Source organism: Clostridium sp. CTA-19 (genome assembly GCF_054767855.1).
The window spans coordinates 1-13,784 of record NZ_BAAABH010000053.1 but is presented as its reverse complement, the minus strand read 5'-3'; the positions used below and the strand labels follow the sequence as shown (position 1 = coordinate 13,784).

The following is a 13,784-nucleotide window of genomic DNA, read 5'->3' as shown; positions in this document are numbered from 1 at the left end:
AGTATTTATAGCTGGTGGAGTAGGCGCTATAAGTGATGAAGTACAAAATGAAATTAAAGATATAATAGCCAATACAAAAGGAAATGAAGTTATACGTTTATCTGGAAAAGATAGATATGAAACGTCCATGGAAATATTAAATCACTTTAGTAAAGAATTAAAAGATGAAAGTATTTTTATAGCTAGTGGAAAAACTTTCCCAGATGCATTATCAGGAAGTGCATTAGCATCAAAAACAGAATCACCAATACTTCTATCTAATTCACAAACTATTGTTGATTCAAAACCAGAACTAGATAATTATAAATTAGTTAATATACTAGGTGGTAAATTTTCAGTAGAAAAATTTACAGAACAAAGATTGAATAATGAAGAAAGCTTCTTATTTTATATAAATTCGGCATCTAAAGAAGATGAAAAGAATTATATTGTGGGAAATTTTGAAAAGTTTAGCACAGATATAAAAGAAGTAGACGAGTATTGTAAGTATTATAAAATACCTACAGCTATAGTTAATGAAAAGGGTGGAAAAACCTATATACTTGATGGTGGACAGGATATACCAATTAGTACTTCAGCAAAAATAGAAGTTAGTGATGATGTAGATATAAATGTTATAGATTGGAATAAAATGGGTAATGGGAATGTAATGGCTACTAAAAAGATAACATTTGACAACCTAAAAAATAATCAAGGATTTAGAGGAAGTAGTATTTTCAATATAGAATTTAAAGATAATAAAATAGTAAAAATAACACAAGAATATAGACCTTAAATAAAAAAGAAAAGAACTAAAATGATTAGTTCTTTTCTTTTTTGCTTAAATCACAAAATTATTACAAATTAGAATCATTTATTACATAATTTTCAATATATGATAATATATAAATATAATGTAGATTAAAGGGGGTTAAGTAATGAAAAATAAAATAAATTATTTATTAATATTTGTTATGGTTTCAGCCATTTGCTCTACACCTATCAATGCATATGCTGCTAATAATAGGGTTACTAGAATAAATGGTAGTGATAGATATGGAACATCTATTGAAATCGGAAAAAAATTTGTAGGAGATGAAAGTGTAGATGCCGTAATACTTGCAAGTGGAAAGGATTATCCAGATGCTTTAAGTGGTGCAATACTTTCTAAAAAATATAATGCTCCTATAATTTTAGTTGATTATGATCCTAAAACTAGTATGGAACAAATAGCATTTATTCAATCAAGATTAAATCCTAATGGAARAGTATATCTATTAGGTGGAGAAAAAAATATAAACAATAATTATATTAACTATTTAAAACAAATTGGATATGAAAACATAGAAAGAATTGGTGGAGTAGATAGATATGAAACCAATACAAAAATAGTAGAAAAGGCTGAAGTAAAGGAAGGAACACCAGTTATAATAGCTAGTTCTAAAAGCTTTGCAGATGCATTAAGTATGTCACCAATATCAGGAGCTAARCAATATCCWATATTRTTAACAGAAAAAGATACTTTGACAAGTAGTGCAATTAAACAAATAGAAGAAATAAAACCTAAAGAAGTATTTATAGCTGGTGGAGTAGGCGCTATAAGTGATGAAGTACAAAATGAAATTAAAGATATAATAGCCAATACAAAAGGAAATGAAGTTATACGTTTATCTGGAAAAGATAGATATGAAACRTCCATGGAAATATTAAATCACTTTAGTAAAGAATTAAAGGATGAAAGTATTTTTATAGCTAGTGGAAAAACTTTCCCAGATGCATTATCAGGAAGTGCATTAGCATCAAAAACAGAATCACCAATACTTCTATCTAATTCACAAACTATTGTTGATTCAAAATCAGAACTAGATAATTATAAATCAGTTAATATATTAGGTGGTAAATTTTCAGTAGAAAAATTTACAGAACAAAGATTGAATAATGAAGAAACATTTTTATTTTACATAGACTCTATATACGAAGAAAATGGGAAAAATTACATGAATGGAACATTTGGAAAATTTATGAAAGATATTGAAGAGTTAGAAGAGTATTGTAAATATTATAAAATTACATCATCAGTAATGTATGTAGAAGGAAGGGAACCTTGTATTGCAGATGTAGGACAAGATATACCAATGAGTACTCCGGTAAAAGTAGAAATTAGTAATGATGTAGAAGTTAAAATTCTAGACTGGCCCAATAGACCAAGTGATGTTTTGGTAGGCACTAAAATAATAACTTTTGATGATTTCAAAAATAATATAGGTTGGACTGGAAGGGCATTTTTTGATGTTGAATTTAAAGATAATAAAATATCTAAAATGGTGCAAGAATTTAGACCTTAAAAAATAGAGAAGATGGGAAAAACCCGTCTTCTCTATTTTTCAGTATAGCCTTTACCGCCACATTCAGGGCAAGCATGTTGACCAGAACCTCCGCAGCAAGTACAATGATTTTTAACACAATCAGTTGTGCAATCACATTTAACTAATTTTTTTCCAGCGCATAAAGAACAAACTTGTTTACTCATAAAAATACCTCCTTAAAATCAAAATAAAAGTACAGGTATATACTACTGTACTCTCTAATTAATATCCAAAAGCAAAAATAATAAACATAAAATGAAAAAATAACAACAAATTATTCAAAAAAATTAAAAATAAATAAAAAACAAAAGAAATAATAAGTGATATAATACATAATATATAAATTGAATTAATTATTTAGGAATTGACAATGCACAAAGGATAAAGGACAATTAAAAAAAATTAAGGATTAAGGATTATGAATTAAGAATTCAGGATGAAAGTGGTAACCACTTTCTGAAAATGATTTAAAAAAGTACGTTGAGAATTACTAGGAACGAAGTGAGTAGTAATAACCAAAACTATTAATTATTAACTCTTCACTCTTAACTGAAAAAGTCCTACTTGTTATGGAGCTAATACTGCAAGGAATTGATTTCTTAGGTGTGTTGCTAGAACTGAATAATTGGGACCGACTTCGAGTACCATTGGAGAGAAACTAAAATCAACAAAAGCATCTATACCAAAGTATAGCAAAGTAGCCAATTACGCGTCTGTCCCTCTTGTGATGGAGGTAGAACTTTAAGAGATTGCATACTTAGAAGTTTTACTTTTGTAGATTCAAAATACGTTGAACATTACTATGAACGAAGCGAATAGTAATGACAATAACTTTTAACTATTCACTGTTAACTTTTAACTAGCAAAGCGTTGCAACTATTCACTTTTAACTAAAGAATCCCATAACTATAAAAATATTTTTATTATGAAAATGAAATTATAATACATATGACTTAAAAGGTGGTGTTAATTTGAAAATAGGAAATAGAACATTAAAAACAGCTATAGGCACAGGAATTTCTATGTTAATTGCTCAATTCCTGGGGTTAAAATTTTATGCATCAGCAGGTATTATCACAATACTTAGTATACAAAATACAAAACGTAAATCTTTTAAAGTTGCTTTGCAAAGGATAGGGGCCTGTATTATAGGATTATTAATATCAGGAATATTAATGGAACTTCTAGGATTTAATCCAGTAGTATTTGCTCTTTTTATGCTTATATTTATACCTGTTGCAGTAAAATTAAACATTTCAGAAGGTATTGTAATGAGTTCAGTTTTAGCTACACACTTTTTAGGTGAAGGAGCAATAACTAAAGAACTAATTATAAATGAATTAGGATTAATAGCTATAGGTGTTGGTGTAGCTTTATTATTGAATTTATATATGAAAAATATGGAAGAATACATAATAAGAGATAAAAAATACATAGAAGATGCATTAAAAGATATATTTATAGATATGTCTAGAGCATTAAGAGAGCTTTCAGTTTCACTGCAAGAAGATAAAAAATTTAATGACTTAGAAAAAAAATTATATGCAGCTAAAAAGAAAGCGTACATAAACTTAAACAACTATTTTATGTCTGATGAAAGTTATTATCTTGAGTATATGGAAATGCGAATAAAACAGTTTAAATGTGTAAAAAGAATGCGTTCACATTTTGAAAAATTCTTTATGACCTATGAACAGACTGAGATGATAGCAGATTTCACTAAAAAAGTAGGAGAAAATTTAGCAGAACAAAACTCCTGTGAAATGTTATTAAAAGACTTAAAAGAACTAAGAGAAAAATTTAAAGAAAGCGAATTACCAACAACAAGAGAAGAATTCGAAAATAGAGCTATGCTATATCAATTTTTAAATGACTTAGAACAATTTTTAGAAATAAAAAATGAATTTTACTATGAACAACCATAAATATATAGTTGTTTCATTGGAAGAACCAGTACTTGAGCAAATTTGTCAGGTACTGGTTCTTTGCTTGTTTAAAGGCTTCACCAAAACCCAAATAAGGGTACTGGTTCTTTACTTATCTTGTTATGGGAATAAAATAAGAAAAAATTAAGGATTCAGGAGGAAACTGGAGTTTAGATAGTTAATAGTTAAGAATTAATAGTTAATAGTTCAGGATGAAACTGGATTCCAGTTTCTTTTGAATTTAAGGGAGTAAAATTTGAGTTTAGGATATAAAACCAAACAAGAGCTAAGATCTAATTTTACAGCCGTAACAAATGGGACAGGCACGACTAATATAACTCCATAAAATAGATAGTAGCTCTTACAATTTAATTACCATAAATAAGAAAAGTTAGCCAGTCCCTTAGATAGTTAAGAGTTAAGAATTAATAGTTAAAAGTTCAGGATGAAACTGGAATACCAGTTTCCTTGAAATAAAGCAGCTTTACTGCATAGTTGTTCGGGACTGGCTTTGAATTTTTAGATATAAGTATAAAGTTAGGAGAGCATCAAGTGTTAGCGAAGAAAATAAACTTATCGTGCCTGTCCCATTTGTGATGGAGGCAGAGCTTAGGGAATTGATTGGTTAGTTGAGATAAGTAGTTTAAAAAATTGACAATGGACAAAGGACAATCAATTAGGAATTGACATTTGACAATTGACAATGTTGGTTGAAACTTGACTACCAGTTTCCTTTGAATTTAAGGGAGTAAAATTTGAGTTTAGGATATAAAACAAACTAAAGCTATATTCAAGGTTCACAGCCGTAACAAGAAGGACAGGCGTACCTAAGTATATTTTCCATAAGTTATTTTCAAAGTGAAATCGAAAGGTTATCAATAAAACCTAAATTAATCAAAGCCGGTCCTTAAGATAGTTAATAGTTAAAAGTTGAGGATGAAAGTGGCAACCACTTTCTTTTAATCTAATCATATAATTTGCTTTGCAAATTTATATAAAAAAGTACGTTTAGCATTATTAGGAGCAAAGCGAATAGTAATAACCATAAAAAACTAATTTAAAACATGCAACTTTTTATAAAAAAATAGTTAATATTTTATAAAAGTTTCTCTAAATATTGAAAGTGTTTTTTCACAGTGATACGATATATTTATAATTGTAAGATTATGCCTAATAAAAGGGGGAAGTTTTATGGAGTTCAAATTTGACAAAGAAAATTATAATTTTACGGTAAAAGAAATATCTGAAATTGCTAATAAAAAGTATAAAGAAGAGCCTAAAAAGTTTAAAAAGTTCTTACAAAGCCAAGCAAGGTTTGCAAGTAAAATGTGCAATTTAGAAAAACAATTAGATAACAAATATTTTAATAAACCATTTGAAGAGCTTTTAAAAGATAATCACAAGCTTTATGAAGATATAATAGGAGAAAAGTATAACACTAGTTTTTGTAACCCAGCTTATGCAGTAAAAGTTTTCGGTGAAGAACTAGGGAAAATAGCCACTTTTTTATACAATATATCTAAAAAATATATAACATATGCATTTTCTCATAACTTAAAAATGATGCATTTTTATAACGAACATTTTTTAAGTATTTATAATTTTGTTGAATATAACAATAATGAAAACCCAGAAGATATAAGAGAACTATTAAAAGAATTAAACTTAAATAATCAAGAGTTTTTATGTAAACACAACTTAAAAGACAGACTAATAAATAAAGAAAGTCATGTTAAAAATATAATAGAAACGTCTAACTTAGAAGATTTAAGATATCTTTTTAAATATGGTTACTATATAAGTGATAACGAAATAAAAACAGCAGATTTTTTAAATAAATATGAAAATATAGATTTAATTGCAGATACTGTATGTAATGGTTATATAGAAGGATTTAAAAGAGATAATAAAGATTATAACAACAAGTCTACCTCAAGAATTGTTGCTAACGTAGGACAAGAAAGAATTATAAAACTTCTTATAGAAAGACTAAGAAGATACTCATTAGAACCTATAATAGACCAACTTGTATATACATCACCAAATAAACAATTTGATTACGATCATAGATTCGATATAGGATTATTTTACGATGAAGAAATAGGACAATCTAAACTAAAAGCTAATGAAAAGCTATTTCAAAAATATAAAAAGGAGTTAAAAGATTATAGCGGAATACTTTATTTTGAAAAATTCGGAAAAACTCCTTTTGCACCAGAAAGCAAAAAAGAAGCACTAAAGTTAAATGAAGAACAAGGTAAAATATATCAAAAATATCAATCAGCAATGGCTATAAAACAAGATAAATATATTCCAATGTCAGAAGTTAGCTTTACAATCATAGCATTCCCAACTCCAGAAATAGGAGATAATTTTGAGGAAATATTTGAAGATACATTAAAAATTAATTTGTTAGACAGCAAACAATATGAAAAAATACAAAAATGTATAATAGATGTCTTAGATAAAGGTCAATATATTCATGTAAAAGGCTTTGGAAATAACAAGACTGATATAAAAGTAAAAATGCATGAAATAAAAAATCCAGAAAAAGAAACTAATTTTGAAAACTGTGTAGCAGATGTAAATATACCAGTAGGTGAAGTATTTACATCACCAGTATTAAAAGGAACAAATGGATTACTTCATGTAGAAGAAGTATACTTAGATGATTTAAAATATAAAAATTTAAGTTTGACATTTAAAGATGGATATGTAGAAAAATATAGTTGCACAAACTTTATAGATGAAGAAGAAAATAAAAAGTATATCGAAGAAAATCTACTTTTCCCACACAAAACATTACCATTAGGAGAATTTGCTATAGGAACAAACACTTTAGCATATGTAATATCTAAAAAACATGAAATAGTTAATATATTACCGATTCTAATAGTAGAAAAAATGGGACCACACTTTGCAATAGGTGATACTTGCTTTAGCCAATGTGAAGATGTAAAAGTATATAACTCAGATAAAAAAGAAATAATAGCAAGAGATAATGAAAAATCTATATTAAGAAAAACTGATATAGAAAATGCCTATACTAGTTGTCACACGGACATAACACTTCCATATGATGACATTGAGTTAATATCTGTAATAACTAAAGAAGGAAAAACTATAGATATAATAAAAGATGGAAGATTTGTAGTAGAAGGAACAGAAGAATTAAATAGACCATTAGAAAACTAAATATAAATAAAAAAAACTGGTTATTCCAGTTTTTTTATTTATTGTACTATAAAGATCACAATTAGAACCTAAAAATTTTTAAATTTATTAGAATAATTTATGAATTAAATTAATATATTTAAAATGATGAATAATAATTTAAGGATGGTTGATTGTGAATAAAAAAATAACATGTTTATTGATAGGTGCTATGGTTACAGGAATGTGCTTTGCACCTATAAATGCTTATGCTTCTAATGATAGAGTCACTAGGATAAGTGGTAGTAATAGATATGAAACATCTATTGAAATTGCTAAAAAATTTATATCTGATAAAAAAATAGATGCTGTAATACTTGTAAGTGGAGAAGATTATCCAGATGCACTAGCTGGTTCTATACTTTCTAAAAAATATAATGCTCCAATAATTTCACTTGATTTTAATCCTAAAGATAGTATAAAACAAATAGAATTTATCAAAGAGAATTTAAATACTAGTGGGAAAATATATTTATTAGGTGGAGATAGAATAATAAGTAATAGTTATGTTGATGAATTTAAAGAACTTGGATATGAAAATATAGAGAGGATTAGTGGAGGAGATAGATATGAAACTAACACAAAAATAGTAAGAAAAGCTGAAGTGAAAGAGGGAACACCAGTTATAATAGCAAGTTCTGAAAGCTTTGCAGATGCATTAAGTATGTCACCTATATCAGGAGCTAAGCAATATCCTATATTATTAACAGAAAAAGATACTTTAGAAATTAGTGCAATTAAACAAATAGAGGAAATAAAGCCTAAAGAAGTATTTATAGCTGGAGGAGTAGAAGCTATAAGTGATAAAGTTCAAAATGAAATTAAAGATATGATAGCCAATACAAAAGGAAGTGAAGTTATACGTTTAGCTGGCAAAGATAGATATGAAACATCTATGAAAGTGTTAAATCACTTTAAAGAAGAATTAAATGATGAAAATATCTTTGTTACTGGTGGAAAAACATTTCCAGATGTACTGTCAGGAGCAGCTTTATCAGCAAAAACAGAATCACCAATACTTTTATCAGAATCACAAAGTATAGTTGATTCAAAACCAGAATTAGATAATTATAAATCAGTTAATATATTAGGCGGAAAGTTTTCAGTAGAGGTTTTTACAGAGCAAAGGCTAAATAATGAAAAGAAATTCTCATTTGATGTAATGTCATTTTATAAAAGTAATGGAAAGAAATATATGATTGGAACTTTTAATAAGTTAAGCAGAGATATTCAAGAAGTAGAGGAATATTGTAACTTCTATAAATTAAAATCTAAGGTAATAAATAAAGGTGGTAAAAAACCATGGATGCCAGATGGATACCAAGATATACCGATGAGTACATTAATAACAGTAGAAATTAGTGATGATGTAGAAATAAAAGTAATAGAGGATGAAAAAATAAGTCCTGATAATTTACTTGGAACTAATCCAATAACTTTTGATGAATTAATGAATGGAATTAATTGGACAGGACGCCCGGTATTCCAAGTTGAATTTGAAAATAATAAAATATCAAAAATAACACAAGACTATAGACCTTAAAATAAATTATTAAGTAAAGAACCAGTACTTGAGCTGCAAAGAAGCATATCAAGTACTGGTTCTTTCGTTTTAGAAGTTTGGCTAGAACTAAGTGAGGGTTGACATATATAATGGACAATTAATTAGGAATTGACAATGGAAAAAGGACAATTTATTTAGGAATGGACAATGGACAATTGACATTTGACAATGATGGATGAAACTGGACTGCCAGTTTCTTTTGAATTTAAAAGAGTAAATTATAGGTTCGAGAAATAAAACTAACAAAATCTAAAATTAAGTTTTGCAGCCGTAACAAATTATATAATTGACAATGGACAAAGGACAAAGGACAATTGATAATGATGGATGAAACTGGACTACCAGTTTCTTTGAATTAGAGGGAGCAAAGTTTGAGTTTAGGATATAAAACAAACTAAGGCTATATTCAAAGTTTACAACCGTAACAAATGGGACAGGCACGAATGGTTTATCTATATAAAAATAAAAATCAGCTGTTTGGATTTGGTTACCATGAATAAAAAAGGTTAGCCAGTCCCTTAGTTAGTTAAGAGTTAAAAATTAATAGTTAATAGTTCAGGATGAAAGTGGCAACCACTTTCTTTGGAATTGTTGGGGACTGGCTTTGAATTTTTAGATAGAAGTATAAAGTTAGAAGAGCATCAAGTGTTAGTGAAGAAAATAAACTTACCGTGCCTGTCCCATTTGTGATGAAGCCAATGCTTAGAGGCATTACTTGTTTAAATCTTCAGATAAAACTAAATTAAAAAGTGCGTTGAGAATTACTGGGAACGAAGTGAGTAGTAATAACTACAACTGTTAACTATTCACTGTTAACTCTTAACTAAAAAAGTCCCATTTGTGATGGAGCCAACACTAGGGGCAATTGCTTGTTTTAAAATTTTACCAAAATCCAAATAGGGGTACTGGTTCTTTGCTTATTTTGTTATGGGAGTACAGTAATTGTGGAATCTGCAATTTAAACGATGAAAATAGCCATAAATGAACCTGTCCCACTTGTTATGGAGCTAATACTGTAAGGCATTGCTTGCTTAGGTGTGTTGCTAAAACTGAATAATGGGGACCGACTTGGAGCAGTATTGGAGAGAAACTAAAATCAACAAAAGCATCTATCCCAAAGTATAGTAAAGTAGCCAATTACGTGTCTGTCCCTCTTGTTATGGAGGTAGAATTTTGGGTGATTTTATACTTAGTTGAGGTAGAGATTTTTAGAAAATTGACAAAGCACAAAGGACAATTGACAATGATGGTTGAAACTGGAGTTTAGATAGTTAATAGTTAAAAGTTTAGGATGAAAGTGGTAACCACTTTCTGAAAATGACTTTAAAAAATCTATAAATATAATTTGCCTTGCAAATTTATATAAAATTACGTTTAGCATTACTAGGAGCAAAGCGAGTAGTAATAACCATAACTATTAACTCCTAACTGACAAAGTCCCAATTGATAAGTTAAAACAATATCTTTAACTAAATTAAAATTTTAATTAAATATAAAAACCTAAATACATTTAAAATTAAAGTGTTTAATTACAAAAAAATATTAACAAAACAGTTAATATTTTTTATAAAATTCAATTGTATATCCTATGATTTTTTAGAGTCTGGCTTTATCGTGCTAATTTATTAACAAAAATAAATTGTTAACAAAATTTGAACTGAAAAGGAATTTTCAAAATTATAAAGAATATTTTTATATAGGGATATTAGTCATAAAATATAACATTTTAATTCAAAATGTGTGTTAAGTATATTTAATAGGATAATATTTAAATATTCTTGTCAAATTTTGCATAATACATAATTCTGAAAAAGATAATAGCTATTATTCTTTATACAAAATATACTGAATCTTTTTAATATTAATTCGAATATGTCTTATAGTGGGGAAAGATTTTTACTTAAGGATATAATATTTAAATTTATTTATCATATACAGACTAAATTTTAAGGGGGTTATTTTATTATGATGGAAAATTTTAAAATAGAAGATGCAATGGTAATCAAATTAGATGACAAACTACCAGAAATGCCTAAATTTGTAGAAGGAATAAGAAGAGCTCCAGACAGAGGATTCGATTTAAACGAAGCAGATGCAAAACTTGCTGTTAAAAATGCTTTGAGATATATACCGGAGAAATACCATGAACAAATGGCTAAAGAATTCATGGAAGAGCTTGTTACAAGAGGCAGAATTTATGGATATAGATTCAGACCAGAAGGCAAACTTAGTGGTAAGCCTATAGATAACTATAAAGGTAAATGCTTACAAGGTAAGGCCTTCCAAGTAATGATAGATAATAACTTAGATTTTGATGTTGCATTATATCCATATGAACTTGTTACTTATGGAGAAACAGGACAAGTGTGTCAAAACTGGATGCAATACAGATTAATAATGAAATACTTAGAAAATATCACAGAAGAACAAACATTAGTAGTAGAAAGTGGACATCCACTAGGATTATTCAGAAGTTCAAAAAAAGCACCAAGAGTTATAACAACTAATGGACTTATGATAGGTATGTTTGATAACGGTGATGACTTCCACAGAGCAACTCAATTAGGAGTGGCAAACTATGGACAAATGACAGCTGGTGGTTGGATGTATATAGGACCACAAGGAATAGTTCATGGAACATTTAACACACTACTAAATGCAGGAAGATTAAAATTAGGCGTTGCTGATGATGGCGATTTAAGAGGAAAAATATTCGTAACATCAGGACTTGGTGGAATGAGTGGAGCTCAACCAAAAGCTATAGAAATAGCTAATGGTGTAGGTATAGTTGCAGAGGTAGACTATTCAAGAATACAAACAAGATTAGATCAAGGTTGGGTTGCAATGGCATCAGATAATCTTGAAGAAGTAATAAAAGTAGCTAAAGAAAAAGCTGCAAAAGAAGAAACTATATCAATTGCATATCATGGTAACATAGTTGACTTACTACAATACATGGTAGATAACAATGTAAAAGTAGATTTATTATCAGACCAAACATCTTGCCATGCTCCATATGATGGAGGATATGCTCCAGTAGGAATAAGTTTTGAAGAAAGAACTAGACTATTAAAAGAGGATAGAGAAAAATTCAAAAAATTAGTAGATGAAACTTTACTAAAACACTACGAATTAATAAAAATATTAGTAGATAGAGGAGTTTACTTCTTTGACTATGGTAACTCATTCATGAAAGCTGTATATGATGCAGGTGGAAAAGACATAGCTAAAAATGGAGTAAATGAAAAAGACGGATTCATATATCCATCATATGTTGAAGATATAATGGGACCAATGCTATTTGACTATGGATATGGACCATTTAGATGGGTATGTTTAAGCGGTAAAGAAGAAGACTTAATAAAAACAGACCATAAAGCAATGGAATGTATAGATCCAAATAGAAGAGGACAAGACAGAGATAACTACATCTGGATAAGAGATGCAGAAAAGAATAAATTGGTAGTTGGAACTCAAGCAAGAATACTATACCAAGATGCTGGTGGAAGAATGAAAATTGCACTAGAGTTTAACAAAATGGTAAGAGAAGGAATAGTAGGTCCAATAATGCTTGGACGTGATCATCATGACGTAAGCGGAACTGATTCTCCATTTAGAGAAACATCAAATATAAAAGATGGAAGTAATATAATGGCAGATATGGCAGTCCAATGTTTTGCAGGAAATGCAGCAAGAGGAATGAGCTTAATAGCACTTCACAACGGTGGTGGTGTAGGAATTGGTAAATCTATAAATGGTGGATTTGGACTTGTTCTTGACGGAAGTGAAGAAGTAGATGTAATAATAAAATCAGCTATGGCATGGGATGTAATGGGTGGCGTAGCAAGAAGAGCATGGGCAAGAAACGAACACTCAATAGAAACATCAATGGAATACAACCAAGACAATAAAGAAACTGACCATATAACAATACCATATATAGCAGATGAAGACTTAGTTACAAAAGTAGTAAAAGAAGCTTTAAACAAATAAATAAAGCTTTAAAATAAATTCTAACTATAAAAAACTGGCTATTAGCCAGTTTTTTTATAATTTAAAGGCGTAAATTACAAGTTTAAAAAATAAAACTAACAAAAGTTAAAATTAAGTTTTGCAACCGTAACAAATTATATAATGGACAAAGGACAAAGGACAATTAATTAGGAATTGACAATGGACAATTGACATTTGACAATGTTGGAGGAAACTGGATTCCAGTTTCTTTTGAATTTAAGAGAGTAAATTCTAGGTTCGAGAGATCAAACTAAACAAAAACTAAAATCTAATTTTACAGCCGTAACAAATGGGACAGGCACGACTAATATAACTCCATAAAATAAATAGTAGCTCTTATAATTTAGTTATATAAATAAAAAAGTTAGCCAGTCCCTTAAATAGTTAAAAGTTAAGAATTAATAGTTAAGAGTTGAGGATGAAAGTGGTAACCACTTTCTTTGGAATCTATAAATATAATTTGCTTTGCAAATTTATATAAAAATACGTTTAGCATTACTAGGAGCAAAGCGAGTAGTAATAACCACAACTCTTAACTTTTCACTCTTAACTCTTAACTGACAAAGTCCCATTTGTGATGGAGCCAACACTAGGTGCAATTGCTTGTTTTAAAATTTTACCAAAATCCAAATAGGGGTACTGGTTCTTTGCTTAACTTGTTATGGGAATACAGCAATTGTGGAATCTATAGTTTAAACGAAGAAAATAGCCAGAAAATAGCCA

At 28.7% G+C, this 13,784-nt stretch carries 7 protein-coding genes; 6 read left to right on the top strand and 1 reads right to left on the bottom strand.

Annotated elements, in window-relative coordinates; translation table 11 throughout:
- Together ACYUE0_RS17065 and ACYUE0_RS17060 are read left to right on the top strand one after the other, a co-directional pair.
- On the top strand, positions 1 to 775 hold a 775-nt coding region (locus tag ACYUE0_RS17065), incomplete at its 5' end, for a cell wall-binding repeat-containing protein (protein WP_460271773.1).
- 142 nt (positions 776 to 917) lie between these two features.
- A complete protein-coding gene (locus ACYUE0_RS17060) occupies positions 918 to 2,324 on the top strand; it encodes a cell wall-binding repeat-containing protein (RefSeq protein ID WP_460271771.1) in 1,407 nt (468 codons plus the stop codon).
- A gap of 32 nt (positions 2,325 to 2,356) precedes the next feature.
- Here the strand turns inward: ACYUE0_RS17060 and ACYUE0_RS17055 are convergent, their stop codons facing one another.
- A complete protein-coding gene (locus ACYUE0_RS17055; protein WP_010293700.1) occupies positions 2,357 to 2,509 on the bottom strand; it encodes a hypothetical protein in 153 nt (50 codons plus the stop codon).
- Positions 2,510 to 3,316: 807 nt separating this feature from the next.
- Here ACYUE0_RS17055 and ACYUE0_RS17050 point away from each other — a divergent pair.
- From ACYUE0_RS17050 to ACYUE0_RS17035, 4 genes are all read left to right on the top strand, one after another.
- The gene (locus ACYUE0_RS17050; RefSeq protein ID WP_010293699.1) at positions 3,317 to 4,270 is read left to right on the top strand and encodes an aromatic acid exporter family protein; all 954 of its coding nucleotides are present in this window, start codon (positions 3,317 to 3,319) and stop codon (positions 4,268 to 4,270) included.
- Between the two features lie 1,191 nt (positions 4,271 to 5,461).
- Positions 5,462 to 7,465 carry an aminopeptidase gene (locus ACYUE0_RS17045; RefSeq protein WP_460271769.1) on the top strand — a complete coding sequence of 668 codons (2,004 nt, stop codon included), beginning with the start codon at positions 5,462 to 5,464 and terminating at the stop codon, positions 7,463 to 7,465.
- A gap of 154 nt (positions 7,466 to 7,619) precedes the next feature.
- Positions 7,620 to 9,026: a cell wall-binding repeat-containing protein gene (locus ACYUE0_RS17040; protein ID WP_460271767.1), complete on the top strand. Its 1,407-nt coding sequence runs from the start codon at positions 7,620 to 7,622 to the stop codon at positions 9,024 to 9,026.
- 1,986 nt (positions 9,027 to 11,012) lie between these two features.
- Positions 11,013 to 13,040 (top strand): urocanate hydratase, encoded by a 2,028-nt coding sequence (locus ACYUE0_RS17035; protein ID WP_460271765.1) that lies wholly within the window; start codon positions 11,013 to 11,015, stop codon positions 13,038 to 13,040.
- The last annotated feature ends 744 nt before the right edge of the window (positions 13,041 to 13,784 follow it).